The sequence below is a fragment of the Shewanella scandinavica genome (genome assembly GCF_031932065.1).
In the GTDB taxonomy this organism is placed as follows: domain Bacteria; phylum Pseudomonadota; class Gammaproteobacteria; order Enterobacterales; family Shewanellaceae; genus Shewanella; species Shewanella baltica.
In genome coordinates this window covers 183,917-210,711 of record NZ_JAUOES010000003.1, presented here as the reverse complement: position 1 = coordinate 210,711, position 26,795 = coordinate 183,917, and the positions used below count along the sequence as shown (strand labels likewise).

The following is a 26,795-nucleotide window of genomic DNA, read 5'->3' as shown; positions in this document are numbered from 1 at the left end:
GTTGATCAGGAAAAGGTATTTCAGTGGGCGCTATTTTAATTAACTCAAGGTATGAACAGAAATGGTATAATTTCCAAAGTAAATTTCCTCTGAGGAATATCTGTGAATATCGACAACTTAGCCAGAATCGATCTTAACTTGCTGGTCATACTCAAAGTTCTGCTAGAAGAGCAAAGCGTGACTCGCGCCGCCAGCCGATTACATATAAGCCAGTCAGCTCTCAGTAAGAGCTTAAATCGGCTCAGAGAAACCTTAGATGATCCCCTATTTCAGCGCACGGCCCACGGCTTAAAACCGACGGCGCACGCCCTAATTCTTGGGCAAAAACTGCCGAATATTTTGCAAGACTTATATCAACTCACCCAGCCTCCGACCTTCAATCCCGCCAGTAGCAATCGACAATTCTCCTTTGCCATGGTGGAAAGCGCCTATGAAACCTTAATCCCGTATTTTATTGGCCCTATGCTAACCACGGCGCCCAACGTCAAACTTGACTCCTATGTCTGGACCGAAAAGTCGATGCAGGATTTGCAACAAGGGCAAATTGATTTTGGTATTTCAGGGCGGGATTTGCATCCTTTGTCCGATTTTCAGGTGGATCGCCTACCTGAAGGGATTGCCTATCAAACACTATTTACCGATCAACAAGTGTGTTTAGTACGTGAAGATCACCCATTGATGGCTGCGCTGACTTCAGACCAATGGGATCTCCCACTCTACCTCGACATGGCCCATGTGCAGGTTCGCTGTGAAGGCAGCGATTGGTGGGCGTTGGATTACTTTCTTGCCGATCTCGGCCATCGACGCCGGATCAGTACAACAGTACCCGATTTTTATGGTGCCGCCAGTGTGTGCGCCCACAGCAATTTAATTTTCACTCTGCCTTCGAGCTTTGCACGGCACGCCTGCCAGCTCTATCCGCTTAAACTACTGCCCTTACCCTTCGAATTTATGCCCATGGCCTATGTATTGTTATGGCATCAAAGAAATGATGAAGATCAAGGGCATAAATGGATTAGAGAAACGATTTGTCAGAGTGTGGCTAAGTTATTTACTCCCGCAGAAATGCTTTAATACCAAATCACTATCAATAAAAAAGCCCGATAAAGCAAAGGCGTTATAGGGCTCTTATCAAAGTGAAGCGCTACAAATAGTGGCTACAGAATAAAGGTCGCGACTTGTGCATTAAGATCATTAGCACGGGCTTTCAACCCACGCGCCTGTGCCAAATCAGCCATGGCCGATGCGGTGATCTCATCGGTCACATCTTTAATCGCAACAGTATTTTGGGTGATTTCACCCGTCACTTGAGTCTGCTCTTCCGCTGCGGTAGCAATTTGGCCTGCCATATCTGAAATCACGTTGACCGCTTGAGTAATTTCTTCAAGGGCTTTTGCCGCCGCATTCGCATCTTCAACACTGTGACCCGCTAATGCTTGGCTGCTTTCCATCAAGCTGACGGCTCTGGCGGTTGTGCGTTGCAGTGTTTCAATCGTGGTATGCACTTCTTGAGTCGAATCTTGAGTACGGCGCGATAACACGCGCACTTCATCCGCGACCACGGCAAAACCACGGCCCTGCTCACCAGCACGCGCCGCCTCAATGGCAGCGTTAAGCGCCAACAAGTTGGTTTGTTCTGCAATCCCTTGAATCGTCGCTAGAATGCTTGAAATTGATTGAGCGTGACGGCTCAAATCCCCAATGACATCGGTCGCTTGAGTGACTTCATCGGCCAACGAATTAATCGAGTTACGGGTTTTATTGACTAACTCTTTACCCTGTAAACTGCTGGCTGCAGATTGTTGAGCGGCCGTCGCTGTGTTTTCAGCATTGGCCGCAATCTCATTGGTCGCACTCGCCATTTCAGTTACTGCGGTCGCGACCATAGCCACTTCCTGTTGCTGACGTTGCAGTTCAGCCACCGAGGTTTGCGTGGTGGTAAGACTACGTTCAGCATCAGCATCTAATTCATTCGCTAACTGACGGATATGGCTGATCAACTGATGTTGACTACCGACAAAACGGTTAAAGCTATCGGCAAGTACGCCCACTTCATCTTGAGTATCGACGGAAATACGCTGAGTTAAATCACCGTTACCATCGGCGATACGCGCCAGTGCCTGCGATACTCGGCTCAACGGGCCCAGTAACATGCCAACTAACCAAGAAATCGCTAACACACTCAAGAGCAATACAAGTGCCGATAGCCCCAGTTGGGTAAGTAACAGGCTCGTGAGTGGCGCTTCTAGCGTTTCCTTATCAAGCACTAACACTAATTCCCAATCTGTATTAGGAATATCAACGCTCCAAACTAACTTGTCGCGTCCTTCATTTTCAAAATACATAGGTAACAGAGTGCCAGATGCACGACTCTGTTCAGGCAAGTTACGATTCAGCTCATTGTCGATATCACCTATAGGTTTCATCGTCTTAGCTTGATCTTTATAAGCGATAACCGTGCCGTCTTTGTGCATCATGATGGCATAACCGTTGGCCGGTAACTTCATCCGGTTAACACCGTCCACTAGGCTTGCGATAGATAAGTCACCACCGACAACACCTTGTGCGGTAGGCTGCGCCATAGTCACAACCAGAATGTTATAAGCTACATCCACGTATGGTTTTGTCAAAATAAGACCGCGCTCACTGGTGGCTTGTTGATACCAAGGGCGGCTACGGGGATCATAGCCCGTTCGGTCTATACTCGGATCAGAATCCAGCATTTGCCCCGCTTGACTCCCAAAATAAGTTAACTGGAAACGGCCCGACGCTTGTGCTTGTTGTAATGTATTTAGGCTATCACCCTCAACTTTACTCGCCAGTGCCCCCATAATATCTTGGCGGCCAGCCAACCATTCTTGAATACGCTCTGCCTGCTGCTCACCTAAGCGTTGCACTTGTTCTAGGCTGTTTTGTAACAGCTGGGACTTTTGGCTGGAATAACTTTGCCATGACAACAAACCAATCACGAGTGAAAGGGCTACCACGACGGAGAACAGAATTTTTTGCTTGAGCGAATATGAGTTCATGTTGGCGTCTAATTTATTAACAAAGCAGTGAAATAAGAGGGTGTCTGAGCGAGTTGAACAAACATTTACATCCAATGTAATAAGGCGGCTAACTGAGTTAAAACTGCAGCTTAATCTGAACTGAATTTTCTCATACTCTGTACAGTTCGCAAAGAAGTTGCTCAGATTTACATCAAAAAGATTCTTGTTAAAACATATAATTAACCGACTGTTATTCGATGAACAACATGGGCGACCTCGAGATCACATCTCAAGATGATACGTAACAGCTCAATAGCCTCAGAGGTAAAATAAAGTAAATTAATCAAGATTAACGTGACCTAGACACACTCGCTATTGCACACTAAATGTCCACTGCCTATCGAGGAGTTCTTATGATTTATCACCAGTTCCAACAGAGCCCGCTGCAGACCCGAATTTCTGGCCCACGGGCTTGGTTAGCCATGGCGCTTAGCGTTAGTCTGATCTGTTTATCGCTATTTTTATTGCCCTTCGTGCTTTTATTTGGCGCTATTGCGCTCGGTTGTTTAGTCCTGTTTAGCCGTTTTTACATGGCACGTCAGTTGGCTAAATTTAATCAAGCACAGGCAAACGCCAAGCAACATGCCCATGCTGCAGAAGAGCCACAGAGCCAAGTTTATGGTTCAGAGACAATTGTTAGGGAAACGAATGCAACGCGCTATCAAGGGCGAACTTTTGAGCATAAAGAGGATGAACACTAGCAGCGATAGCATACTCCCCTTAAGCGAGTAATGTCTGTGCGCGATTAAGGCTATGAATTTCCGCGGGATCTTGAGTGACTTTAAGTACATTTTCAATCTGTAATGCAAGAGAACGCCAAAGAGGCTCGATAATATCAGCCTCTTTTTTATTGGCATTTTGTCGCGCCAGCTTCAGCAAAGCGGCGGCTCCCACAACATCAACTCGCCCTAAGATACCGTCGGCCAGCGCCATACTCAGCTCGATCATCGCGGGCACACTGTGGCCATATTTAATCACTTGGCGCAGATAATCCTCAGCCTGAGTCAAGTCACTACCAAAGGCATTATCATCATTAAGCATATGCTGTGCCCGCGTCAGCATGGCATCGAGTTGTCCTTGCTCGGCAGCTTCTGCCATCCAATACTCGCTGGCAATCATATCTCGAGTACAACCGTCACCATTGGCGAGCATTAATGCCAAATGATACTGAGCGTGGGGATAACCCGCTTGTGCGGCTTTGCTTATAAAATGATAGGCTTGGGCGAGATTTTTTTGCTGATAATACAGCACACCTAAATTTGCCATTGCTTCGGTTTGCTCACCCTCTGCGGCGCGTTGTAAGTATTTCAGTGCCAACTGACTATCGGGTCGAAACGACTCACTGCCGACAAGATAAAAATATCCCAATAACGCCATCGCATTGACGACCCCAGCCTCGGCCGCCGTCGCAATAAGTTGCTCACCTTTCGCCACCTCTGGCACACCTTGATAACCGTGGATCAAGGCTACGCCGTGCTCATGCAACGCTTCCATATGTCTGGGCGCCGCAAGGGCAAACCAATAGGCGGCACGGGCAAAACTGTCAGCGGCGCTAATGTGGGAAGTAAGAGGTGAAACGCCAGAAGATTCTGAATTAGAAGTAGCTTCAGCTGAATTGGCAAACTCTTGATCTTGTTGCAGCTCTTGCTCTTTCAGCATCAAGGCCTTGGTCTTAAAGGATATACCCACCAGATACTGAGCTTCGGCGTCATCTTCCATCACAGCGCGGTAGCATAAATCCTTCGCGGTCATGGCGTCAGACGCTTCATAACGATAATCAGGTGCGGCTTGGCCTTTAACCTTGGGATACAAGTGTTCGACTAGCGCCAAAACATCTTTAATAGATTTTTGCGCCAGCGCGAGCAACTGCGCTTGAGTCAGGTGATATTTTTCAGGATGAGCGCCGCGGTTACCGTCGGCCCGTAATCGATGCAGCGCGCGAGTCGTCTTAACATCGATAACGCGCTGCTGATTTAGTTGCTCGATCCTATCGTACAGATTCGGACTCGAAAACGCGATTTGCTTATCTTGCCCCAGTAACTCGGTGAGCTTATGGGTAAAACTGCGAATGTGCAGTAGCGACTGAGTCGGCACATCCTGCACATAGCTTTTTGCCTTGAGGTAGTCATCACTCAAGGAGGCCGAAAAATCTTGGATAAACTCACTATCCTTAATGACCGTTTTCGTCCCCATGAGTGATTCCCTGCAGGCTGAATTGAGTTTGCGCTATTCGACGCTTGGTTTTTTCGACACCATATATAAGCGGAACAAAGCCACGTTAACGAATAAGCCAATGAAAGACATAAAGGTATCCGATAGCATTTGCAGCGGTAATCCGCCCATAGAGGCAGCACCTGACAGCAGATTACCCACCACTGAAAGCGGCAAATAGAGCATTAATAGTGCAATAGTTCTCAGCACGATAGGACCACTAAAGCTAAAACTGCCCTTGATGGCTTCCAGCGGTGTTAAACGCTCAACCACGACCATAAAGTTCACATAGGCCAAACGGGCGAAGAGATAGAAGCTAATAACCAACCCCACCAGCCACAAAGGACCGAAGGCGGCAAACAGCATCACTGGCGCTAAAATCGCTAAACCAGAAAACACCCCAGCTAATAATAGTGGTGGAACGAAAGGTAAACTGGCCTTCAACACCATGCCAGCAGAAGGGCCATGCCCTTGAGAACGCAGCTCTAAAAACAGTGTCAGGGCGGCGATTAATACCGAAAAGGTGAGCAGTAACAGCATCATGGCGACCATGTGTGGTGCGCCAAACTGTGGATTTTCAAGATCGACTTTACTCATCTCTACGCCAAGCCACAACTGGATCCCTACTTGGATCAAAAGTAATGGAATCGTCAGCATAGCGAGTTGCGCCAGATGATTACGGAAGAAGTTATAGGCTTCTGACAAAATTGCGGACAGTGACATGCGACTTTCCAAATAATTGAAATGAATTAACACTTAGAATTGCGCTAAGGATACCGAAAATCCCGTAGCAATGCACAGCAGAAATCACCAGTGTGAATCGTAAATCACAGAAAACTACTGCAACAAAAGTTGCAAACCCGCTAAACTGTCCTGCGAACACGTGCGCAAACCATCAAAGGACGCTTCCATATGAAACACACTCTTACCCTCTCTATCTTCCTCGGCACTTGTATTTTAGCGGCGCCAGCCAGTGCAGGATGGTTAGATAACTTGGCCGGAACGCAAGCCAAAACTGAAAAAGCGGCCACGACGGCGACTGCAACTCAGTCAAATAATTTGGTTGGCAGCGTCATGTCACAATTGGGTTTAAACCAAACTCAGGCCGAAGGTGGCTTAGGCAGTCTATTAGGCTTAGCGCAATCTAGCCTAGGGACAACTGACTACTCAAAACTGGCTGCCAGCATTCCTAATGCCGATAGCTTGTTAGCAGCAGCGCCTAAATTGGACTCAAAATCAGGCGTTTCTGGCTTGTTATCCAAAGCGGGTGATTTAGGTTCATCACTGCAAGGCAGTGCGATGGTGTTCGACGCCTTTGAAAAATTGGGCATTTCTAAAGATCTTGCGATGCCGATGATCAACATCGCTAAGTCTTACTTGGATACCAATGGCACTGAAGGCACCTCAGACTTACTGATGAAAGGTCTGAACTCGCTACTGTAATCCCGTTGTATCTCACCCTAAGCAATACAGTGCTTAGGGTGAACTTTCGCCCCCCAATCGACTCTACCTTAACATTCCCTCCAACATGAGAACCGCCAAATATGATTGCGAAGTTAAGACGATTCTTTGAAGCACATACGCAAGCAGTCTCCCCAGAAGACAAGGCGCATCAACTTAAACTCGCCGCGGCGAGTATGTTACTTGAAGTGGTGTTTGCCGATGATACCTTAACGGCAGAGGAAGAAGCCTTATTGCCTAAGTTGCTGACAGATACGCTATCAATGTCAGAAGCTGACGCTAAGATACTGATTGATGAAGCCAAAAGCGTGCAAGGTAGCGCGACCTCACTGTTTGAATTTACCTCAGCCATTAACGCCGAATTTAGCCTAGCGCAAAAGCAGCAATTATTGCTCGCGATGTGGCAACTGGCCTATGCTGATGGGCAGTTATCCCAATATGAAGACCAAATCATTCGCCGTACCGCTGATTTGCTGTACCTCAAACACAGCGAGTTAATTCAAATGCGCAATCTTGCCATCGCCGCCAATCGACATACTGATCAAGCGCCTCAGTAATTCCACGGTTAAATCAAGGTACCAATCGATTAATCCGTCGCATAAAAAAGCGTGAATGCAAAACGCTATCTCGTTTCACATTCACGCTATAGTCTCAAGACTCTATTGATATCGCCTTTGACTAAAAATGATTTGTCCTGCCGCGCGATTGACTTAAACCCAACTCACTTAAACCCTAAGCTAAGGCTCTACCGATTTCGAACCCTGAGCCGCGTAACTCAGTCAACTTAGTCCGCAATCCCCCCATCTCCATCCTTAATCCTTTCTTGGTGGCTAACTGAGATAACCAACTGGTTTTCTCATCATCCTCAATCGTGTCCCACTCATCCAACACTTTGTAAGATAGGCATAATAATGCGGCAAGTTTTGAAAATGGGTCCGAATCCTTAGGGTGATCTTGATATAAAATACCTTCTACCAGCGCTGTGGTGAATTTCCAATTTTTAGCCAGCAGTGCGCCAATATCGGGGGAGTCATATCCAAGCAACTCACGTTCAAACTCATGCTTATCTTTACCCTGAGCCACAGCTTCAGCTATTTTCGCCGCATCTTCAGGTGACACGGCCGCAATGAGTAAGTCGCCAATTCGATGCAAGATACCGCAGGTAAATGCTTCTTCAGGCATAGCACCACAACGTTTCGCCATTTCTTGACTATAAAGGGCAATCTCAAAGGTTTGTCCCCAAAATAGGGCTAAGTCGATTCCTTCACACTTAGGAACCGCGCCAATTACAGCCGATGCAAGCACTAAGGTACGCAGGGTTTGCATCCCAAGACGCACCACGGCTTCGTCGATCGTGCCCACCTCTCGACTGCGTCCGTAGTGAGCACAGTTGGCAAGGCGTAATACCCTAGCGCTGATTAAGGGATCGTGTGCAACCTTAGTGGCAATACTTTTTACTGTCGCATTGTCGTCATTGACTGCGTCTAATAGCTCACTGATCGCCTTGGGTAACCTGGGTAATTCATCCACTCGATTGAGTAACGCAGCTGAATCCATTTTTATGCTCCTTCTGTATGAATGATCAAAATATAGAACACAAACTAGCGCCTCGCTCGCGAGATATAATTAAATATCAGTAATGTGCAGTCCTTCTGCGACACCTATTACCGGCCATCAAACTTAAGGTTTACTCCTCGATTTCGCTCAGTATTAGTCACACTCCAACATATTCAGCATCGAGATCCACAAAGCTATGCACAGGCTGACGCTGAGCGAAATCAGGTTAGAAGCCCTAACGCTAAAGGAGCAACCTTAGTTAAATTGTAAATAAATATTTCAAAAATTCAGTAAAGAGTGATATTGATAAAAGGCCATTAACTCACTGTAAGGAAGCAATATGAGCCAAAACGCACTCGTTAGCCGCACTGGTCTTATCTTAGCTAGTGCTTTAATCACCTTAGGGCTGTTCGTCTTTATGGCGCAGCTCATCAACAATCCACAAACTGTCGCAGGACAAGCCTCGGATGCGCCGCAAATCAATATACTGATGGCAGAACGCACGCCGATACCGCCAAAAGAAAAAACTAAGCCCGAACCACCAAAGCCCATTCCTGCGCGGGAGCGTGTGAGTGTCCCCGGTGAAAACAGCGAGTCGTTAACTTTTACTCCTGAGACATTCATGCCCGAAATGCCAACGCAAACCACCCTCTATACACAATCTGCGATGACAGCCGAAGCTCTGCCAGTTGTGCAAGTGTCGCCTCGTTATCCCATAGATGCGGCGCAAAGTGGTAAAGAAGGTTATGTGGTTGTGGGGTTTGATATTACGGCCGACGGCACTGTGAGTAATGTGCGGGTATTGGATGCGAACCCTAAGCGTGTTTTCGATAAGGCGGCGTTATCAGCGGTGCAGAATTGGAAGTACAAACCGAAATTTGATGCAGGCAAAGCCGTTGCGCAACTCAATCAGCAAGTGCAGTTAGACTTTAAATTAGATCAAAAGATTTAATCCGCAGACGAATCAAAACGCACAAAAAAGCCCTGCAATCTCTTTCGAATTAAAAGAGTTCAGGGCTTTTTGATTGAACTTTTTTCAGGATTACTCAGGAATCGCTAAACCTTGTTTGCGGCTGATATGGGTCTTTTGCCACCACAGAAATGGTGCCACCACTAATATCAGTACCAATACATAGGACATGCTCGCACCTAAGGCAAAACCTAACGCCAAGCAAAACGCGCAACCCAGCGCGACGAGTGGCCAATTATGGCGCGGTAATAACTTAGCGGCCGCTAACATGGCCATCAAATAGATCACCACAAATACACCGTTGCTCCATGCAATAAGGTGTTCTAACTCTTGTCCAGTAAGATAAGTCAGCACTATCACGCTCGCCATCACAGATAACAGTGCAGCCAGTGCGCGAATAGGTACGCCATGGGCGTTCTTCACCGCAAAGAAACGCGGCAAAATACCTTCACAGCTAAAACTCCACACTAAACGTGCCGCACTGGCCGCATACACGTTCACAGTGGCCAATCCACTTGCGATCCCTAACACGCCGATCACTTGTGCACCGTAACCACCGAGCAACTGGTCAAATACGCCGATCATGGCGACGCTTTTATCCGTCGGGACTAATAGTAGTAATAGTGTACAAGCCACATAAATTACCCCCACCAGCACAGTGCCCATCATCATAGCGGGGATCATATCCTGCTGCGGACGGCGAAAATCATCAGCCAAATGCGTCATCGCTTCTATGCCCAAGAAACTCCAAAAAGCGATGCCAGCGGCAATCATCACGGTTGGCATTTCAGGCATACCATGGCTGGCGAGTGTTGTCAGGTGACCTGGCTGAAAACTGCTTGCGCCAAATAAGAGGACCACGACGGCCACTATGCACAGCGTTAAGCCAAATTGCAGCTTGGCCGACACTTGAATCCCCCTTAAATTAATCAGGAACAGGCCAAAAATCACTAATACTTCAACACCGACCTTGGACCAACCCGATATCGGCATTAAGGCATTCACAAACTGAAAGGTCATCAAAATCGCGGCCGGCGCCCCCATGGGCACAACCAGTAAAAAGATCAGTCCAATTGTTCGACCAGCGGTGCGACCAAAGGCTTTTTCGACAAAGTAAGCAGGGCCAGCGGCATGGGGAAATACACTCGCTAAACGACCAAAAACCAGCGCCACAGGAATAATGGCTAAGGTGAGCAATATCCACGCGACTAGGGCGCCAGACTGCGCTTTTTCAATTGTCATCTGAGGCAAAATAAACACCCCAGTACCAAGCAAAGTGGTCGCCATTAAACCCGCACCTTGCCAACGACCTATAGTTCCGCTATTTGAATTCATCTGATAATATTCTGTGGTATTTGAGCTGTCAGTATAGTGAGATTTTGCCCCACAATCTGCCGTTAATTTCAGTGTTCTCCACGCCCAATACCGGCAAAATCACGGAATGTAGCGTTATTTCCATCAAAATGACGGTCAACTTAAGATGTGGCTAAATAACCAGCCAAAATACTCAGTAAATTTTGTTACTATTCAAAACAATGGCAAAACTTTACACAGATATGATATAGCCATTTTCACTGGAGTCACTCTTGGATAAATTCGATACCGCCATCATTCATAGTTTGCGTCAAGATGCACGCCAGAGCGTGTCGAATATTGCCGAACAAGTGAACCTTTCCCGCAGCGCGGTAGCCGAGCGGATTAAAAAACTCGAACAGACTGGGGTGATCCGTGGCTATCAAGTACTCTTGAGTGAGTCGCAAAAAGAAGGGGTGTCGGCTTATTTCGAAATCCAGCATCAATGTCCACGTTGCGCCGACGTGGTACACGTATTTCAAGCGATTCCCGAAGTGATAACCTGCCGTGGTATTTCCGGAGATATGGATTTACTCGTGTACGTGCATGCACCTTCAATGCGCCGCCTGCATGAGATCCGTGAGTACATCGACACGCACACAGATATCATCAAGATCAAAACCCATGTGGTGATGAGTGAGTGGATTAATAATCTAGGCGAGTAAAGGACAGTTGCCCTAAAACAAGAAACGCCACCCTAAGGAATAGAGGTGGCGAGGCCCATTTGGAGGCAGGGCAAAATATTGAAGTGTAAAATATGGCATCCTTGCCCAGCGACCTCCCTGTTACACAACCAATCACGACTAGACTTACCCCTTGAGAGCTCAGCCAGCGCCGCAAGGGCCTCATCTACAATGTTTTCCTTTGACATTGTTTCCGCGATCCGTCGATTTCCTTGATTCTTATCACCTTGTTCATTATGAATGAAGTGTCGCGCCTTAAGCGATCGTCATTTGTCCTGTGTACAGAATGAAGTTACGCAGCAATAAAACCCCGATTAAACTCAAGCATGCCGTCCCTGCAACATAAGCCCATTTGCGTTTCGACGTCGTAGTCATAAACAGGTTCATCGCTAAGGGGCCTGATAAACCGAGCCCGATAATCCCCACCCAGAAAATCCAGCCCCAGAAGCCATAACCTAGCGCATTAAAGGCGGCCATCTTACTCTGTCCTCCGGTAAGCACTAAGCCCATAAAGAAGGTAAAAATCAGCACAATTTCGACTAAAATCAGTGGAATTTCAACCTTGTGGATAAAGTGCACCTCTTTGTCATTCGGTTTGCCATTCATCAACACGCCACCAAGTAATGAAGATGCCGCGCCGGAAGACAATCCAGATGCCAAGAACAGTAAAGGCAGCACAGGATTTTTCAGCATGGGATAGCCGGGTAATGCCGATAACAAGAAGCCGGTATATGCGCCTAATGCTAAGGATAGAATCACCAGTAACCCCGTAATCGTCGCCTCAAACCGAGCGAGTAAAGCCGTCAATTTAAGGACGATAGGAAAATGCGATTCACACCAAGCATCGACAGGTTTACGAAAGATCAACCCAATCCACATAAACATAAAAACTTGGTAAATCAACAGAATAAGTACACCCATCGACATCACAGATTTAGGATTGTAAAACACCAAAATCTTCCAGAAATCGAGGGGTTTAGTTAAATCTGCCACCAATATGCCTAAGCCCGCCATTACGGCGACTGGGGCGACAATACAGGCGGCACGTATAAAACCAGACTGATAGGCGTTTTGCTTCAAAACAAAATGTTTCAACAGTACGGCAAAGAACATAGCCCCTGCTGATACACCCGCTAAAAACAGGTAAATTGCAATCGGCCAATGCCAGACTAAGGTATCAAAATGTAGGGCACTCATAGTATCACCTCCCCGGATTTTGCCAGGATACGGAACAACTTAGGTCGCGTTCCGAGGGCGACTTTCGCGCGTTGAGTTGGATTAGCACGCAGCACTTGTACTAACTCAGACGTTGGATCTTTTAAATTACCGAACACTAACGCCTTAGTCGGACAAGCCTCAACGCAGGCAGGCTGTTTACCTTGCGCAAGATTCGTCTCACGGCAGAAATCACACTTATCCGCCGCGTGGGTGACTGGATTAATAAAACGAATTTTGTAAGGGCAAGCCGCAATACAATATTGGCAGCCGACACATTTCCACGCATTGACTGACACTATGCCGGTTTCTTTATCAATAAAGGCAGCCCCCGTTGGGCAGACGTTGACACAAGGTGCATCTTCACAATGCTGGCAAGAAACACGGCTAAAGTGATAATACTCATTCGGATACTCACCGAACGGTCCTGTTTGCTCAATCCTGACCCGGGAAACCCCTTCTGGCACTTGATTGGTTTCACGACATGCCACTTCACATGCGCGGCAACCAATACACTTAGCTTCATCATGAATCATCGCATATTTAATATCTGACTCTGCTTTAACACTATCAGATGCATTCACTGTGGCGAGCAGTGATGCGCCCGTAGCGCCAGCAAATAAGGCACATGTGCCTTTTAGAAATCTTCTTTTTGAATTTTCCATAACCTACCCCTACTGGCCACTATGGCAATTGCGGCACAGCTCACTGCGAACTTTTGGCGTCATATCCGCCATAGGTTCGGTTGGGCTATGTAATTTATGACAGGCGGCACAGGGCACTTTTTGTGCATGCACATTATGCGTCCACTCGGTTTCACCCAGTTTTCGCTGTGTATGGCACTTGTGACAAACGGCGAGCTGAGTATCAAGCTCCGAGCCATCTTTCAGACCAAACACTACGATATCATTCGGCTTTTTAGGGTGGTCGCCTTTTTCGCCATGACAGGTTGAACAGGTCATTTTCATCGCATCTTGGCCGTGATGCCCTAACATTTGACCGTTACGTTTGTGGCACTTCATACAAGTCGTGTCACTGTTAATTTGAAGGGCCGACTCGGCACTTGTCGCACCAAAGCTTAAAAGCAATGCAATTGCACCCAAGCGAATCGACCACAGCCATTGTCTTTTGGACATAGGGAGTCCTCACATTTATTTTGGGAAGGGAGAAGAGGAGTGTCAGGGTTCGGAGTTACCCGAACCCGACGGTCGGATCAGACGGCTAACGCTTGCTTTAGGCTCTGTGTATCCCACTGTTTATGTTGGTTCATTTCAATAAAGTTGATATTGAACTTACTAAACAGCTTTTTCATTGGCGAGTTGTGTTCTTTGCCAAAATCACTGATCACCATTTTCACTTCAGATGAGTCATGATCTATTAACACATAGTCTAGTCGGCACTCGTGATTTAAATCAGCGTCATGCTGGTCCATTTCAAATACGGTGTCTAGCGGGACATTACAGCAAACATCGTATTTGCCTTCCACTACGGTTTTTAACGATTTAAAAAAGTTAAAACTTTGTTTATCGAACAGTACTGGTTTAAGTTTCATTTCATGATGTTCTGCCTCATCGGGGCCTGCTTTAAAAAACTTAATGCAGGTCATGACGAACATGACAAAAACAAATGGCACTGCTACAAACAGCACGAAATACATAAACGCATAGCTGAGAATGACTGAAGTATTCATAACGCCTCCAATAACCTATTTATTTTTTGTTATCTCTTTTAAAGCAACTTTAGTATTAACGTGAAGCGTTTTATTTTTTTTGAACACGATCACATTTAACAATGGCAATTTAATAATAAACAATAAGTTAAGAATTCGATCTCATTGCCATTTAGCGCAAATCTTGAATATAAAAATAGATAATTGATAATCGCCAATGTGAAATTCAATTAAATGAATTTCACCTTTTAAAATTCCAAATTTATCTTTATCACATTTTGAAATATAAAAAACATTAAATCTAAAAACGACACTAGCAGACTGCGATATTATAGTTTTGAAGTTGAGATATGTTTCACATTAAATTTATTTAATGACGCCATAATTAATCGTTCTTTAAAGTATTTGCTCGATAAAAGGGATATAAAAAATGCACATTAGTAACATGGATGGCCTGGATATTCTGAGTTTGAAAATACTCGTTTCATTATATGAGAACAAGTCTGCAACTTATGTCTCTAAGGCTCTTGATATTCCGGCTCCTAAAATAAGTCGTAGCCTTAAAAATCTACGGGAAATTTTTGGTGATGAACTTTTCATTCGTCGTAAATACGGACTATTCCCCAATGAGTTTGCGACCCATTTATATCCAATCGCGAAAGAAGCCATTGAATGTACTGATAAGTTTCATAAGGCAAGAGCCGCAAATGCTAACTTAGTGAAAACGCATATCGAGATTGCTGCTCCCGGCTTGATTGCTTACGCTTTTCCTAAAGCCTTAATGCAGGCCATTAAAGATGAACAGAAGCTGATGCACATTAATATCACCCCTTGGTCTATGCATACGACCCAAGACATTATTAACGGTGATACTACGCTGGGCATTTGCTGCAATAAAAGCACGGCTGATGTGGCCGCCTTTGGCGATAAACTCCTGACGACCACTCTGCAACGCATGGATAAGGTTTACCTTCTTGCGAGCCGTAATCATCCGATTTTCAAACGGGAAATCACTTTAGAGACGATTGCAGAATATCCCTATGTGAATACCGACCTCGGTAATCCCAGTTCTAAGCTCAGTCCTTACCAAGAGTTTTGTCTGAAGAGCAACATTAAACTCAATACTGAAATTACTATTACCAGTATTTCAAGTTTGTTTGAATACCTAGGAGAGAGTCAGGCACTGTCGTTATTGCCCTACCGCGTGGTTTACGAGATGGTAAGTGATGTGGCTGAACTGCACACATGCCAGCTATCGCAACTCGAAGCCGAACGTTTATATGCTCATGCCGAAGCGCCAACCATTTTCTTAGTGCAAAAAAATCAGCCAAGCAAAGTGAATGATGATTTAGTGTGGCTAAGTGGACAGATTAAAAAGGTTGTTGACCATATTATTTAGCCCAAAGCAGCTTACACAACCCATAGACTAGCCACTGTACAGAGGTGATAGGCATCCCTTGCCTTAGCTTAGGCTCCACCTCAGCCCCCATACAAACCCGCCGAGAATTGTTAAGCCAAGCATACATCTTGGGGCATAAACACGTTACACTAAGCCCATCTTTATCCTAATAGATTCAGCTATGCGGACCGAAAATACAGCCACTCTTAATCTTATTTGGGGCGCCCTTATTCTTGAGGAGTTAGCACGTCTTGGCGTGCAACATGTGTGTATGGCACCGGGCTCGCGCTCGACGCCGTTAACCCTCGCCGCCGCCCAGCAAACTAAACTCCAGCGTCACCTGCATTTTGACGAACGTGGACTCGGCTTTATGGCCTTAGGTCTGGCAAAAGCCAGCCGCGCACCGGTCGCTATCATCACCACCTCGGGCACCGCCGTCGCTAACTTGTATCCTGCGATTGTTGAAGCTTGGCTAACCCACGTGCCTTTGATCGTCTTAAGCGGCGATCGTCCACCCGAATTACTCGGCTGCGGCGCCAATCAAGCCATAGTCCAACCGGGCCTTTTTGCGAATTACGCCACCCAAGTGAATTTGCCAACGCCGGATGCGCATATCGCACCGCAGGCATTGCTCACCACAGTGGATGAGGCAGTGGCGAATCAAACTCGTCCAGTGCACATCAACTGCATGTATCGCGAGCCCTTGTACCCGAGTGAACTCAGTGGCGTGATTCTCGATGCCGAATCGCCTTACCTCAAACCATTGCAAACTTGGCTGCAGCTCGCCCGCCCGTATACCCAATACGGCAAGTGCAAACAATTGAGCAGCCCCAGTGACGATGCCATTATGCGGTTCGTCCACGGTAAAGGCGTGATCGTTGTCGGCACTCTCACGCCTGAGCAAGATCCACAGCAGCTTATCGCCCTGTCGCAAAAAATTGGCTGGCCTTTGCTAACCGATGCCCAATCGCAACTGCGCCAACATCCCGCGGCAATAGGCAACATAGACCAACTGCTGCAACATCCCAGGGCGCGCAATCTATTACAGGAAGCGGATCGCGTACTCGTGTTCGGCGGGCGTTTATTGTCAAAACGCGTCATCGGTTATCTCGCCGAGCAGAATTGGCACAGTTACTGGCAGGTGTTACCCGAGCAAGACAGGCTAGATCCGAGTCACAATGCGAAGCACATTTGGCATGCTAATGCAGAGCAGTTTGCGGCCTTGAACTGGTATCGTTCATCCTCGGCGAACTGGGCGAATACCTTAATCACCTATAACGATGAATTGCATAACTTATTTGTGCGCAATATCGATCAAGGGGAATTTGGTGAAGCGCAGGTGATACGCGCTATCGCCAACACTCGTCCATTAGAACAACAGCTTTTTATCGGCAACAGCCTGCCTGTACGCTTGTACGACATGTATGCGCCTGTTAGTTGCTGCACAGCGACCACTTATACCAACCGTGGCGCTTCGGGTATTGACGGCTTACTCGCCACCGCCTGCGGCATTGCAGCCCACGAAGGCAAACCCACCAGTTTGATCATAGGTGATTTATCGCAACTGCACGATCTTAACTCGCTGGCTATCGCCAAGGGCTTAACAAGCCCGCTGGTGATCGTGATCCTCAATAATGATGGCGGTAATATCTTTAACTTATTGCCGGTTCCGAACGAACAAGTTCGCAGCGATTATTATCGACTCAGCCACGGCTTAGAATTTGGCTATGCCGCTGCCATGTTTAATTTGCCCTATAATCAGGTGGATAATTTAGCCGATTTTCAAGATAGCTATAATGAAGCGCTGGATTTTCAGGGGGCTTCAATCATTGAAGTCAATGTGAGCCAAAACCAAGCCAGCGACCAAATCGCCGCGCTCAACCTTTGGGTGAAACAAAGCTAATGCCAAACATGGCCCGTTACGGCGATCCTTCACTACCGACCTTAGTGCTACTGCACGGCTTTTTAGGCACTAAGGCCGACTGGTTGCCGTTAATGCCTGCGCTAAGCCAGCACTTCCATTGTATTTGCTTAGATCTGCCGGGCCATGGAGATAATCAAGCTGAAGGGCCGACTGAGGCTAAGCTCGATTTCGACTTTTGCGTCGAAAACATAATGACGCGGCTCGATAGCCTTAATCCAAGTCCCGAACCGTTTCATCTCTACGGTTATTCCTTAGGCGGGCGTATTGCCTTGCACCTTGCAAAAGCCTATCCGCAGCGCTTGTTAAGTCTGAACCTCGAATCCTGCCACCCAGGGCTGGTAGACCCGCAAGAAAAAACGGCCAGAACCAAGAATGATACCCAGTGGGCCGAGCGTTTATTGCATCTGGCTAGCAAAGATTTTTTAAACTTGTGGTATCAGCAGCCCGTGTTTGCCGACATGACTGCGGCCAAACGTAAAGCCTTAATTGAGCAGAGATCTGCCGTCTTAGGTCTGCATCCTAAACAGCTGCTTAAAGAGGTATTCTTAGCTACTTCACTTGCACGCCAAGCATCGATGTGGGATGTGCCTTCACAACTTGCCTGTGAGTGCCATTTCTTTGTGGGTAGCCAAGATGCCAAGTTTTACGCCCTCGCCCAAGAGTGGCAATTACACGCGCCTATTCTCGTCCACTGTATTAGCGGCGCCGGACACAACATACACCAAGCAGCTCCCGAGGCATTAATCGCAACAATAGTTAAGCTGCTTGGGTAAATAACAGAATTAAAATGTAGGAAATATATGATCTTAACTTCGCTTAACCTGTATCAATATCGACTACCGCTCGATGTATTATTGCCCGTAGGCAAGCAACGCATCGACCACAGGGCTGGATTAGTATTGCAAGCCTGCGCCAGCGCTAATGTTGGTGGCGAATACAGACAAGTCGAAGTTGAAATCGCCCCACTATCTGGCATAGATGTCGATGAACAAGTTTTAGTGGGATTTAGCCGCGAAACACTGGCTCAAGTGCAAACGGCGTTAACTGAGTTATTACCCCTACTCTGCGGTCTGCATATCGATACCCTGCTGGATTACGCCGAGCAAAGTCCTTACCCTTCCTTGGCCTTTGGTTTAAGTCTGTTGCATGCCAAGTTAATGGGTAAGCTCGATGCTATCCGCCCACAAACCGCCACAGTCCCTTTGATTTATCATCCAACGGATGCGGGCAAAGACTTGCTCGATAACAAAGTTGCGGCGCTCGGCATGCATGTTCATTCGGTGAAAGTTAAAGTCGCGCAGACCTCAATCGAAGACGAACTGAGCCTGATTTATGGCATTTTACGCACCCGCCCCGATCTCAAACTACGTTTAGACGCAAACCGAGGGTTTACACTGGAACAAGCGATCGAATTTGCTGCTTGCCTACCCCTGGACACCATCGAATACATAGAGGAACCTTGCCAGAATCCACAGGATAATCTGGCATTTTATCAAGCAATTGGTATGCCTTACGCCCTCGATGAATCACTCAACGATCCCGATTATCAGTTTGCGATGCAAAATGGCCTGACTGCGCTCATCATCAAACCTATGCTGCTCGGCAGTATTGAAAAGCTAGCTAACTTAATCGATACGGCGCAAAGCTATGGTGTGCGTTGCATTATCAGTTCAAGTCTTGAAAGCAGTTTAGGCATTAGCGATCTGGCCCATTTAGCCGCGATTCTCACGCCCGATGAAATCCCAGGACTCGATACCCTCAGCGCCTTTAGCCAAGATTTAATCGTGTCATCGGGTAAAAAACACTGCCTCACACTCGCCCAACTTGAACTCATTGCACAACACGCCATTGATTCAACGCAGCAAAGTGATTTGGGTGCAGCCAAGCGTGAGGAAAACTAGTTTGTCTGACACCCGCCTATCGCAGTCGCTAGCACTGTCCCCCGTGCACCAAGCCGCGCTGGCGTTTCCACAGCAGACGGCCAGCAAGTTGGCGGGACAAGACATTCGTTACTCCGAGCTTAGCCAACGTGTTATCGCACTGGGTCAGCAGCTAAGAGCAGCAGGCATTGCAGAGGGTGAGCCACTAGCCTGTATTGCTGTGAATAACCTCGAGATGATTTGCCTCTATTGGGCCTGCATCGATATCGGGGCGATCTTTTTCCCTATCTCACCCCGTTTTCCTCTCGCGCAGATCCAAGGTTTAATTAATGAACATCAGATCCGCTATGTTTGGAGTAATGAGGTTTGCGAACTACAGAATTGTCATCACTTGCGCTTAAATTTCAATCGCGTTAGCAGTGACTTAGCCCTGCCTGTCGACTTTACTCGTCCAGCTAATGTGATTTTAACTTCAGGCTCTAGTGGCTTTCCCAAAGCGGCGGTGCATTGCTTAGCGAATCATATTGCCAATGCCGAAGGTGCCCGCAGCTTAATCCCACTCGAACAAGGTGATGCCTGGCTACTCTCCTTGCCCTTATTCCATATTGGCGGTCTTGCGATATTAAACCGCTGTGCCTTAGTCGGTGCTAGTGTTGTCATGCCAGATCAAGCGCTTAGCCTTGGTCAGCAGATTGACCAAGATCAGTTGACTCACATATCTCTCGTTCCCACACAACTGAGCAAGTTACTAACCGATACGAGCAGCAAGCTTAAAAGTATCAAAGCCCTATTGCTGGGCGGCGGCGCAGTCTCGCTAGACTTACTCGCCGAGCTTAAGCAACGCAATATCGCCAGCTATACGAGTTACGGCATGACAGAAATGGGCTCGCAGATCACCACAGGTCCCGCATTAAGCGACGGCAGCAGTGGCAAATTACTCCCCAAGCGTGAGCTTAAAATCGAAAACGGTGTGATTTTGGTGCGAGGCGAATGCCTGTTTATGGGCTATCTCACCGCGGATGGAATACAAAAGTACGTTGAACAAGACGGCTGGTTTTACACCAAAGACAAGGGCGAATGGGACGAAAATGGTAATCTGCGCATCCTTGGCCGCGTCGATAACATGTTCATCTGCGGCGGTGAAAATATCCAACCAGAAGAAATCGAAGCCGCGCTTAAACAGCATCCACAAATAGACGATGCTATCGTTTTCGCTATCCCCGATGCCCAATTTGGCAATCTCCCCGCCGCTATCCTTCGCGGCAGTTTAACTCATCACACTGAGTCGATTGCCAATGAACTCGAACGGTTTCTCGCCGACAAAATCGCCCGCTTCAAACGCCCAAGACAATATTATGTATGGCCAGAAAATAATGAGCAGACAGGGCTGAAAGTAAACAGAAAAGCCTTGATAGCTAATCTTGTTAAACACTGATTTATCACCAACGTCATCAAGCCAAATTGCAGCCATAAAAAAACCTGCCGTAGCAGGTTTTTTTATGGCTAAATCACTGTCACCTTAAACGTGATGCGACTTAGGCTTCCATGCAAGCTTTCAGCTTGTTCATGGCATTTTTCTCAAGTTGGCGAATACGTTCGGCCGACACTTGGTAAGTCTCTGCAAGTTCTTGCAGTGTGGTTTTATCGTCATCTAACCAACGGGCGCGCAGAATATGCTGGCTGCGTTCGTCTAAGGTTTTGATGGCCGATAATAAACGACCTTGGGCATTCGATTCCCAGTTGTCGTTTTCAATGTTTTCCGCTAAATCCGATGAATGATCTTCCAAGTAATGGACTGGGGCAAAATCATGCTCCTCATCTTGATCATTGGTTAAATCAAATGCCGGATCTTGCGCTGCCATACGTGATTCCATTTCGGTCACATCGGCCTTAGATACACCTAAATTTTCAGCCACCATAGTGACTTCTGCATCGCTGAACCAACCTAAGCGTTTTTTCGCTTTACGGATGTTAAAGAACAACTTACGTTGCGCTTTAGTGGTCGCGACTTTAACAATGCGCCAGTTTTTCAGCACATATTCATGAATTTCAGCTTTGATCCAGTGCACAGCAAAAGACACGAGACGCACGCCAACATCGGGATCGAAGCGTTTAACCGCTTTCATCAAGCCTATGTTGCCTTCTTGGATCAGATCTGCCTGTGGCAAGCCATAGCCTGAATAGCCTTTAGCAACGTGCACTACAAAACGTAAGTGCGACATAATCAGTTGCTTCGCAGCTTGTAGATCACCAGTTTCCTGTAAACGCTTGGCCAACTCATACTCAGCCTCAGCGTCCAGCATGCTGATGCTAGTCACTGAATGGATATAAGCTTCTAGACTACTGGCGCCCTGTGGGACTGTCAGTGCCATTGATTGCGTTTGAAAGGTCATTCGCTCTCCTACATTTATCAGACTACTTAACGAGTGCATTCTTAGGTTCAACAACAAAATACCCTAAGAATAAGCTCACGAACTATCGGCTAATTGACAGAGTATGTCAACCTCAGCTCGTTTGCAGATACCCTTTTACCTCGCTGAAGTAGACATTGCAAGTGAATAAAAGTTCATTACTCAGCATTTTTTTCGTCACTTTTTTTAGTTTAATCGACTGATTATTATGAAGGTTCAATCGACCGTAAATGCTGACGTACAGACAAATACGAACCTAACCAACCTAAAAATGAGGCAAGTCCAACCAATTGCAGCAGTTCAATAAAAGTGAGTGATTTCATTTCAAGCTGACTGCCATACAAGCCTAAAAGTTCGGCAAGGGCGGAATCGAGATACCACACTAATAAGTTGATGATAAGCCAAGCCAATATGCCGCCAATAACTCCGTACCAAATCCCTGTGTAGAGAAATGGGCGCTGGATAAAGGCTTCCGTTGCCCCGACGAGCTTCATCACTTCAATTTCGCTGCGCCGATTCATAATTGCCAAGCGAATCGTATTACCTATCACTAAGACCACAGCCAGCACAAGTAATGCAGCAATCGCCATCACAGTGCGTTCGAGTAGACGCACTACTGCCTGTAACCGTTCTAACCATTCAATATCTAAGCGGCCAAAGCTAATCTCAGGCTCGCGCTCTAGTTTAGTTAAGAGTTCACGGGCGCCCACCGGCGTTGAGTAACGCGGCGTAGGTGTGACGGTAATGACCGCTGGCAAAGGGTTTTTATCTAAATAGGCCAAGGCCTCACCAAAACCAGATAAGCGTTGAAACTCTTCTAGGGCTTGGTTTCTATCTATGTACTGCACTTTATCCACTTCGGAATAAGTCCGAATCCGCGTCAGCAGGCTCTGAATGGTTTGCTCGCTGCGATTATCCTCGATAAACAAGGAGATCTCCGCTGCACTGTTCCACGAGCTGGTAATGGTCTCAGCGTTTTTAACTAACACTTGCAATGCCGCAGGCAAACTCAGGCTCACACCCAATACCGCCATAGTCATCACGGAAGACACTGGGTTGCGCCAGAGTTCTCCCATACTCGCCATCGCTTGCTGTACGTGGCGAATAAAGAACATCACAATCCGCCCAGATAGAGGTAACTTACTACGGGTTAATTTAGCGCTGTCGCTCATTGCCCTTCACCTCTATTCGTCGGCGCGCGCGTATGCACGCTAGGATGCAACTCCTGTGCGCCTAGCATACGACCCTGTTTGAGGGTGAAAGTGCGATATTTCATCCGCGCGATTAAGCCTAAATCATGGGTAGCGATTAACACGCTGGTTCCTGCATCGTTGAAGGTTTCAAACAGACGCAAAATATCCATCGATAATTTAGGATCTAAGTTACCCGTTGGTTCATCGGCGAGCAGTAAGGGCGGCTTGTTGACAATCGCACGGGCAATGCCGACGCGTTGCTGTTCACCGCCGGACAACATAATCGGGTTATGGCGCTCTTTGCCATACAAACCCACCATGTCGAGGGCGCCAGCCACTCGCTTACGGATTTCACCATGGGAGAAACCTTCAATCACCAGCGGCAAAGCCACATTGTCGAACACGCTTCGGTCCATCAATAGGTGATGGTTTTGGAAAATCATGCCGATATTGCGACGCAAATAAGGCACATGCTTAGGGCTGACTTTGGCGATGTCGTGGCCATTGATGGCGACACGACCGGTCGTCGCCCGCTCGATAACCGTGATTAATTTCAACAGCGTACTTTTACCCGCACCCGAGTGGCCGGTTAAAAATGCCATTTCACCTTGTTGTAGATGAAAATTCACATCTTCCAGCGCCATTTGGCCGCCAGGATAAATCTTACTGACCTGCTGAAAATCAATCATAAATTAGCTATCCGCTTTTTCTTGAGTGAACAAGGCATCGATAAATTCTTTCGAATTGAAGGTTCGCAAATCGTCAATTTGCTCACCCACACCTATGTAACGGATCGGAATATTAAACTTATCAGCAATCGCAAAGACCACGCCGCCCTTAGCCGTTCCATCTAACTTGCTGATGGTAATACCCGTTACACCTACGGCTTCCTGAAATAATTGTGCTTGGCTAATCGCGTTTTGCCCTGTGCTCGCATCTAGTGTCAGCATGACCTCATGTGGCGTATCTGGGTCGAGTTTCTTCATCACTCGCACGACTTTCTTCAATTCTTCCATCAAGTGCGCTTTGTTTTGCAAACGACCCGCTGTGTCGGCGATCAACACATCCACTTTACGGGCTTTAGCCGCTTGCAAAGCATCGAACAGTACAGAGGCACTATCGGCACCTGTATGCTGGGCAATCACTGTAATATCATTACGTTGACCCCAAACCTGTAGCTGCTCAACCGCTGCAGCACGGAAAGTATCACCCGCGGCTAACATCACTGACTTACCTTGGCTCTGATATTGTTTGGCCAATTTACCAATAGTGGTAGTTTTACCCACGCCATTAACGCCAACCATTAAGATCACAAATGGGCCATTTGCATTGTCTGGCACTAACGGAATTGCGACTGGGTCGAGCGTCTTCTGCATTTCTTCCCGTAGCAAGTCATATAAAGCTTCAGCATCTTTCAATTGCTTACGCGACGCTTGCTCGGTCAAATTTTTGATCAAACGCGTGGTTGTTTCGACGCCAACGTCGGCGATTAGTAACTGTTCTTCGAGTTCTTCAAACAGATCATCATCGATTTTCTTGCCGCGGAATAGGCCGATAAAACCACTGCCAATATTCTCGCTGGTACGCATCAAGCCGCGTTTCAGACGAGCAAATAGCCCTTCTTTAACGGGTCTAGCCTGCGGCTCTGGCTGTAATTCAGTCACGGGCCCAGCGGTTTGCGTAGCTTCGGCCTGCTGTTGCGCTAACGCTTCAGCTTGCTCACGTGCTAATGCTTCAGCAGCGAGTTGCTCCGCAGCTAGCGCTTCAGCGGCTTGTTCGGCGGCAACACGAGCACGTTCAGCTTCTAACTGAGCTGCCGCCAGTAGTGCCGCTTCGGCTTGTTGCTCGGCTAAACGTTGAGCTTCGATTTGTGCTTGTTCGTGGTCAATTCGCTCGGCTTCAGCCTTGGCTTGCGCTTGGGCTAATTGCTCTGCAGCGGCTTTTTCAGCGGCTAAGTTATTTGCAGCAAGTTGTTCAGCTTCTAACTGAGCTGCCGCCAGACGCGCTGCTTCGGCTTGTTGCTCGGCTAAACGTTGAGCTTCGATTTGTGCTTGTTCGTGGGCAATACGCTCGGCTTCAACCTTGGCTTGGGCTTGAGCAAGTTGTTCTGCAGCGGCTTGTTCAGCGGCTAAGTTATTTGCAGCAAGTTGTTCAGCTTCTAGCTGCGCTGCCGCCAGTCGTGCCGCTCCGGCCTGTTGTTCTGCTAAACGTTGAGCTTCGATTTGTGCTTGCTCTTGAGCAACGTGCTCGGCTTGCACTTTCGCAAGCTGTTCGGCCTCTAACTGAGCAGCCACCAGACGCGCTGCTTCGGCTTGTTGCTCGGCTAAACGCTGAGCTTCAATTTGCGCTTGCTCTTGGACAATACGCTCGGCTTGCGCCTGCTCGGCAGCTAACTGCTCTGCTGCCAGCTTTTCTGCGGCCGCTTGAGCCTCTGCCTCAGCAGCTAAACGTTGCGCCTCTGCGCGTTCCAGTTCTAAACGCTCTGCTGCTTCAGTGTCTTGTGTTGGAGTAACAACTGGAGTTTCAGCGACGACCTCATCTTGGGACTTATCTTTACGAAACCAGGAGAAAAAACCTTTCTTTGCCATGTGTGATTCCAGCGCTCTACTTCAGTGTTGAATTTTGAATAAGACCCTGATGTTATACCAGATTGCCTCGGCAATTACGCCCAAAAAGTCGGCAATTAGCTAAGCTCACTCAGCCTTCTCACCTTTTAGTGAGACTTTGATATAAAATAGTGGCCTTTATTAAGGTGGCATAGTCTACCACTTTCTTTCTTCAGGCAAAATCACGGGGGCACTTTGGTTAAGAATCGAACGGTCAAAAATAATGTGACCAAAAGTCCAACAGCCAAAAATAAACCCGGAAGCGGTCAAGTGCGGATCATCGCGGGCCAATGGCGTTCGCGTCGTTTACCTATTCAAGATCTCGAAGGTTTACGCCCGACAACAGACAGAGTGCGCGAAACCCTGTTTAACTGGCTTGCCAATGACTTAGTTAATGCGCGAGTACTCGACTGTTTCGGCGGCAGCGGCGCTCTAGCCCTCGAAGCCCTATCTCGCTATGCCAGTTTCGCCAAGATTATCGAGTTGCAACGCGGCGCAGCCATGCAATTAAAAGAAAATCTGCAAACCCTTAAATGCGATAAGGCCGAAGTGCTCAACGCCGATACCTTAGTGGTGTTGCAAAGGGGCTGCGAGCAAGGTTTCGATGTAGTGTTTATCGATCCACCCTTTCGCAAAGGATTGGCAGAAAAGACCATTCAACTGCTCGATACTCAAGCTTGGCTCAATGATGGCGCGCTGATTTATGTCGAGATCGAATCTGAATTAACCCAACTGGCCATTCCATCTAGCTGGCACGCCTTGAAAGAAAAGAATGCGGGGCAAGTGAGTTACCGCTTATATCAATATCAAGCCGACAACACTGCCGAACCTATCGAAGATGAAAGCCATGCCCTTGCTGATTAACCTAGGTAAAGCCATTACCCTCATCGCTTGGTTGATGATGGCCTACAACTTGGTTATGCCATTTGAAGGTAATGTGGCGATTATTTTGAATATCCTGTTTGGCATAACCTGCATGATGCACTGCTTCCAAGTGGCCATTTTCCACATGCTATTTAAGACCTTACTGCCATTAACAAAGCTTGATTATCTGCAAGTATTTATCTTCGGTATTTTTAGCCTGTTAGCTTATCGACAAAAAGTGATGACTCCAGCGAGTTAACCTAACATTTAGGCACCGTCAGGTACTCAGACACGGACAGCAAAAAGCCCTCAACAGAGGGCTTTTTAATGACTAACGATAACGTAAGTT

The 26,795-nt window shown here is 47.3% G+C and carries 26 protein-coding genes; 13 read left to right on the top strand and 13 right to left on the bottom strand.

Annotated elements, in window-relative coordinates; all coding sequences use genetic code 11:
- The first annotated feature begins 102 nt into the window (after window positions 1–102).
- Window positions 103–1,074 carry a LysR substrate-binding domain-containing protein gene (locus tag Q4Q50_RS03670; RefSeq protein WP_311898435.1) on the top strand — a complete coding sequence of 324 codons (972 nt, stop codon included), beginning with the start codon at window positions 103–105 and terminating at the stop codon, window positions 1,072–1,074.
- 83 nt (window positions 1,075–1,157) lie between these two features.
- Here the strand turns inward: Q4Q50_RS03670 and Q4Q50_RS03665 are convergent, their stop codons facing one another.
- On the bottom strand, window positions 1,158–3,029 hold the full coding sequence (locus tag Q4Q50_RS03665) for a methyl-accepting chemotaxis protein (protein WP_311898434.1): 1,872 nt from the start codon (window positions 3,027–3,029) through the stop codon (window positions 1,158–1,160).
- A gap of 374 nt (window positions 3,030–3,403) precedes the next feature.
- On the opposite strand from Q4Q50_RS03665, the gene Q4Q50_RS03660 reads away from it, so the two are divergent.
- The gene (locus Q4Q50_RS03660) at window positions 3,404–3,751 is read left to right on the top strand and encodes a hypothetical protein (protein ID WP_106649060.1); all 348 of its coding nucleotides are present in this window, start codon (window positions 3,404–3,406) and stop codon (window positions 3,749–3,751) included.
- Between the two features lie 19 nt (window positions 3,752–3,770).
- Here Q4Q50_RS03660 and Q4Q50_RS03655 read toward each other — a convergent pair whose 3' ends face one another.
- Both Q4Q50_RS03655 and Q4Q50_RS03650 read right to left on the bottom strand, forming a co-directional pair.
- Window positions 3,771–5,243: a DUF4145 domain-containing protein gene (locus tag Q4Q50_RS03655; protein ID WP_311898433.1), complete on the bottom strand. Its 1,473-nt coding sequence runs from the start codon at window positions 5,241–5,243 to the stop codon at window positions 3,771–3,773.
- 33 nt (window positions 5,244–5,276) lie between these two features.
- Window positions 5,277–5,984, bottom strand: coding sequence for a hypothetical protein (locus Q4Q50_RS03650; protein WP_311898431.1), 708 nt, complete (start codon window positions 5,982–5,984; stop codon window positions 5,277–5,279).
- A 189-nt stretch (window positions 5,985–6,173) separates the two neighbouring features.
- Here Q4Q50_RS03650 and Q4Q50_RS03645 point away from each other — a divergent pair, with 189 nt between their 5' ends.
- A complete protein-coding gene (locus Q4Q50_RS03645; RefSeq protein ID WP_311898429.1) occupies window positions 6,174–6,704 on the top strand; it encodes a DUF2780 domain-containing protein in 531 nt (176 codons plus the stop codon).
- A gap of 101 nt (window positions 6,705–6,805) precedes the next feature.
- Complete coding sequence (locus tag Q4Q50_RS03640) at window positions 6,806–7,279, top strand: tellurite resistance TerB family protein (protein ID WP_311898427.1); 474 nt, start codon at window positions 6,806–6,808, stop codon at window positions 7,277–7,279.
- A 175-nt stretch (window positions 7,280–7,454) separates the two neighbouring features.
- On the opposite strand, the gene Q4Q50_RS03635 is transcribed toward Q4Q50_RS03640, so the two are convergent.
- Window positions 7,455–8,279, bottom strand: a complete 825-nt coding sequence (locus tag Q4Q50_RS03635) for an HDOD domain-containing protein (protein ID WP_259582049.1) — start codon at window positions 8,277–8,279, stop codon at window positions 7,455–7,457.
- Window positions 8,280–8,619: 340 nt separating this feature from the next.
- On the opposite strand from Q4Q50_RS03635, the gene Q4Q50_RS03630 reads away from it, so the two are divergent.
- Window positions 8,620–9,231 carry an energy transducer TonB gene (locus tag Q4Q50_RS03630; RefSeq protein WP_259483594.1) on the top strand — a complete coding sequence of 204 codons (612 nt, stop codon included), beginning with the start codon at window positions 8,620–8,622 and terminating at the stop codon, window positions 9,229–9,231.
- A gap of 90 nt (window positions 9,232–9,321) precedes the next feature.
- On the opposite strand, the gene yjeH is transcribed toward Q4Q50_RS03630, so the two are convergent.
- The gene (gene yjeH, locus Q4Q50_RS03625) at window positions 9,322–10,584 is read right to left on the bottom strand and encodes an L-methionine/branched-chain amino acid transporter (RefSeq protein ID WP_311898424.1); all 1,263 of its coding nucleotides are present in this window, start codon (window positions 10,582–10,584) and stop codon (window positions 9,322–9,324) included.
- 251 nt (window positions 10,585–10,835) lie between these two features.
- Here yjeH and Q4Q50_RS03620 point away from each other — a divergent pair, with 251 nt between their 5' ends.
- The gene (locus Q4Q50_RS03620; RefSeq protein ID WP_006079646.1) at window positions 10,836–11,267 is read left to right on the top strand and encodes an Lrp/AsnC family transcriptional regulator; all 432 of its coding nucleotides are present in this window, start codon (window positions 10,836–10,838) and stop codon (window positions 11,265–11,267) included.
- 273 nt (window positions 11,268–11,540) lie between these two features.
- Here Q4Q50_RS03620 and nrfD read toward each other — a convergent pair whose 3' ends face one another.
- From nrfD to Q4Q50_RS03600, 4 genes are all read right to left on the bottom strand, one after another.
- Window positions 11,541–12,482 carry a cytochrome c nitrite reductase subunit NrfD gene (nrfD, locus tag Q4Q50_RS03615; protein ID WP_311898423.1) on the bottom strand — a complete coding sequence of 314 codons (942 nt, stop codon included), beginning with the start codon at window positions 12,480–12,482 and terminating at the stop codon, window positions 11,541–11,543.
- On the bottom strand, window positions 12,479–13,165 hold the full coding sequence (locus Q4Q50_RS03610; protein WP_220591421.1) for a 4Fe-4S dicluster domain-containing protein: 687 nt from the start codon (window positions 13,163–13,165) through the stop codon (window positions 12,479–12,481). The genes nrfD and Q4Q50_RS03610 overlap by 4 nt, the downstream gene beginning before the upstream one ends.
- 9 nt (window positions 13,166–13,174) lie before the next feature.
- Window positions 13,175–13,636, bottom strand: coding sequence for a nitrite reductase (locus Q4Q50_RS03605; RefSeq protein ID WP_261272359.1), 462 nt, complete (start codon window positions 13,634–13,636; stop codon window positions 13,175–13,177).
- A gap of 77 nt (window positions 13,637–13,713) precedes the next feature.
- Window positions 13,714–14,190 (bottom strand): DUF2726 domain-containing protein, encoded by a 477-nt coding sequence (locus Q4Q50_RS03600; RefSeq protein WP_006079641.1) that lies wholly within the window; start codon window positions 14,188–14,190, stop codon window positions 13,714–13,716.
- Between the two features lie 409 nt (window positions 14,191–14,599).
- Between Q4Q50_RS03600 and Q4Q50_RS03595 the strand changes: the two genes are divergently transcribed.
- The 5 genes from Q4Q50_RS03595 to menE all read left to right on the top strand — a co-directional run bounded on the left by Q4Q50_RS03595 (window position 14,600) and on the right by menE (window position 20,807).
- Window positions 14,600–15,568: a LysR family transcriptional regulator gene (locus tag Q4Q50_RS03595; protein ID WP_311898422.1), complete on the top strand. Its 969-nt coding sequence runs from the start codon at window positions 14,600–14,602 to the stop codon at window positions 15,566–15,568.
- 181 nt (window positions 15,569–15,749) lie between these two features.
- Complete coding sequence (gene menD / locus Q4Q50_RS03590) at window positions 15,750–17,471, top strand: 2-succinyl-5-enolpyruvyl-6-hydroxy-3-cyclohexene-1-carboxylic-acid synthase (RefSeq protein WP_311898421.1); 1,722 nt, start codon at window positions 15,750–15,752, stop codon at window positions 17,469–17,471.
- Window positions 17,471–18,265 carry a 2-succinyl-6-hydroxy-2,4-cyclohexadiene-1-carboxylate synthase gene (gene menH / locus Q4Q50_RS03585; protein ID WP_311898419.1) on the top strand — a complete coding sequence of 265 codons (795 nt, stop codon included), beginning with the start codon at window positions 17,471–17,473 and terminating at the stop codon, window positions 18,263–18,265. The genes menD and menH overlap by 1 nt, the downstream gene beginning before the upstream one ends.
- A 27-nt stretch (window positions 18,266–18,292) precedes the next feature.
- Window positions 18,293–19,393, top strand: coding sequence for an o-succinylbenzoate synthase (gene menC, locus Q4Q50_RS03580; RefSeq protein ID WP_311898417.1), 1,101 nt, complete (start codon window positions 18,293–18,295; stop codon window positions 19,391–19,393).
- A 1-nt stretch (window position 19,394) separates the two neighbouring features.
- Entirely contained in the window at window positions 19,395–20,807 is a 1,413-nt protein-coding gene (menE, locus tag Q4Q50_RS03575; RefSeq protein WP_311898416.1) for an o-succinylbenzoate--CoA ligase, read from the top strand.
- Between the two features lie 100 nt (window positions 20,808–20,907).
- Here the strand turns inward: menE and rpoH are convergent, their stop codons facing one another.
- The 4 genes from rpoH to ftsY form a co-directional block, all read right to left on the bottom strand.
- Window positions 20,908–21,765, bottom strand: coding sequence for an RNA polymerase sigma factor RpoH (gene rpoH / locus Q4Q50_RS03570; protein ID WP_006079635.1), 858 nt, complete (start codon window positions 21,763–21,765; stop codon window positions 20,908–20,910).
- Window positions 21,766–21,989: 224 nt separating this feature from the next.
- A complete protein-coding gene (gene ftsX / locus Q4Q50_RS03565) occupies window positions 21,990–22,955 on the bottom strand; it encodes a permease-like cell division protein FtsX (protein WP_311898415.1) in 966 nt (321 codons plus the stop codon).
- Window positions 22,952–23,665, bottom strand: a complete 714-nt coding sequence (ftsE, locus tag Q4Q50_RS03560) for a cell division ATP-binding protein FtsE (protein WP_006079632.1) — start codon at window positions 23,663–23,665, stop codon at window positions 22,952–22,954. Before ftsE ends, ftsX begins: the two co-directional genes overlap by 4 nt.
- 3 nt (window positions 23,666–23,668) lie before the next feature.
- A complete protein-coding gene (gene ftsY / locus Q4Q50_RS03555; RefSeq protein ID WP_311898414.1) occupies window positions 23,669–25,564 on the bottom strand; it encodes a signal recognition particle-docking protein FtsY in 1,896 nt (631 codons plus the stop codon).
- A 213-nt stretch (window positions 25,565–25,777) separates the two neighbouring features.
- On the opposite strand from ftsY, the gene rsmD reads away from it, so the two are divergent.
- Window positions 25,778–26,446 (top strand): 16S rRNA (guanine(966)-N(2))-methyltransferase RsmD, encoded by a 669-nt coding sequence (gene rsmD / locus Q4Q50_RS03550; RefSeq protein WP_115335787.1) that lies wholly within the window; start codon window positions 25,778–25,780, stop codon window positions 26,444–26,446.
- Window positions 26,421–26,705 carry a DUF1145 domain-containing protein gene (locus Q4Q50_RS03545; protein WP_012588824.1) on the top strand — a complete coding sequence of 95 codons (285 nt, stop codon included), beginning with the start codon at window positions 26,421–26,423 and terminating at the stop codon, window positions 26,703–26,705. The genes rsmD and Q4Q50_RS03545 overlap by 26 nt, the downstream gene beginning before the upstream one ends.
- Window positions 26,706–26,795 lie beyond the last annotated feature (90 nt).

Bases quoted from the DNA above. Each gene is read 5' to 3' on its own strand.
- Q4Q50_RS03665 (WP_311898434.1), bottom strand. From the start codon at position 3,029: ATGAACTCATATTCGCTCAAGCAAAAAATTCTGTTCTCCGTCGTGGTA.
- ftsE (WP_006079632.1), bottom strand. From the start codon at position 23,665: ATGATTGATTTTCAGCAGGTCAGTAAGATTTATCCTGGCGGCCAAATG.
- Q4Q50_RS03600 (WP_006079641.1), bottom strand. From the start codon at position 14,190: ATGAATACTTCAGTCATTCTCAGCTATGCGTTTATGTATTTCGTGCTG.
- Q4Q50_RS03650 (WP_311898431.1), bottom strand. From the start codon at position 5,984: ATGTCACTGTCCGCAATTTTGTCAGAAGCCTATAACTTCTTCCGTAAT.
- Q4Q50_RS03645 (WP_311898429.1), top strand. From the start codon at position 6,174: ATGAAACACACTCTTACCCTCTCTATCTTCCTCGGCACTTGTATTTTA.
- menH (WP_311898419.1), top strand. From the start codon at position 17,471: ATGCCAAACATGGCCCGTTACGGCGATCCTTCACTACCGACCTTAGTG.
- yjeH (WP_311898424.1), bottom strand. From the start codon at position 10,584: ATGAATTCAAATAGCGGAACTATAGGTCGTTGGCAAGGTGCGGGTTTA.
- menD (WP_311898421.1), top strand. From the start codon at position 15,750: ATGCGGACCGAAAATACAGCCACTCTTAATCTTATTTGGGGCGCCCTT.
- ftsX (WP_311898415.1), bottom strand. From the start codon at position 22,955: ATGAGCGACAGCGCTAAATTAACCCGTAGTAAGTTACCTCTATCTGGG.
- rpoH (WP_006079635.1), bottom strand. From the start codon at position 21,765: ATGACCTTTCAAACGCAATCAATGGCACTGACAGTCCCACAGGGCGCC.
- Q4Q50_RS03605 (WP_261272359.1), bottom strand. From the start codon at position 13,636: ATGTCCAAAAGACAATGGCTGTGGTCGATTCGCTTGGGTGCAATTGCA.
- Q4Q50_RS03595 (WP_311898422.1), top strand. From the start codon at position 14,600: ATGCACATTAGTAACATGGATGGCCTGGATATTCTGAGTTTGAAAATA.
- menC (WP_311898417.1), top strand. From the start codon at position 18,293: ATGATCTTAACTTCGCTTAACCTGTATCAATATCGACTACCGCTCGAT.
- Q4Q50_RS03630 (WP_259483594.1), top strand. From the start codon at position 8,620: ATGAGCCAAAACGCACTCGTTAGCCGCACTGGTCTTATCTTAGCTAGT.
- ftsY (WP_311898414.1), bottom strand. From the start codon at position 25,564: ATGGCAAAGAAAGGTTTTTTCTCCTGGTTTCGTAAAGATAAGTCCCAA.
- Q4Q50_RS03660 (WP_106649060.1), top strand. From the start codon at position 3,404: ATGATTTATCACCAGTTCCAACAGAGCCCGCTGCAGACCCGAATTTCT.
- Q4Q50_RS03655 (WP_311898433.1), bottom strand. From the start codon at position 5,243: ATGGGGACGAAAACGGTCATTAAGGATAGTGAGTTTATCCAAGATTTT.
- Q4Q50_RS03635 (WP_259582049.1), bottom strand. From the start codon at position 8,279: ATGGATTCAGCTGCGTTACTCAATCGAGTGGATGAATTACCCAGGTTA.
- nrfD (WP_311898423.1), bottom strand. From the start codon at position 12,482: ATGAGTGCCCTACATTTTGATACCTTAGTCTGGCATTGGCCGATTGCA.
- Q4Q50_RS03545 (WP_012588824.1), top strand. From the start codon at position 26,421: ATGAAAGCCATGCCCTTGCTGATTAACCTAGGTAAAGCCATTACCCTC.
- Q4Q50_RS03610 (WP_220591421.1), bottom strand. From the start codon at position 13,165: ATGGAAAATTCAAAAAGAAGATTTCTAAAAGGCACATGTGCCTTATTT.
- Q4Q50_RS03640 (WP_311898427.1), top strand. From the start codon at position 6,806: ATGATTGCGAAGTTAAGACGATTCTTTGAAGCACATACGCAAGCAGTC.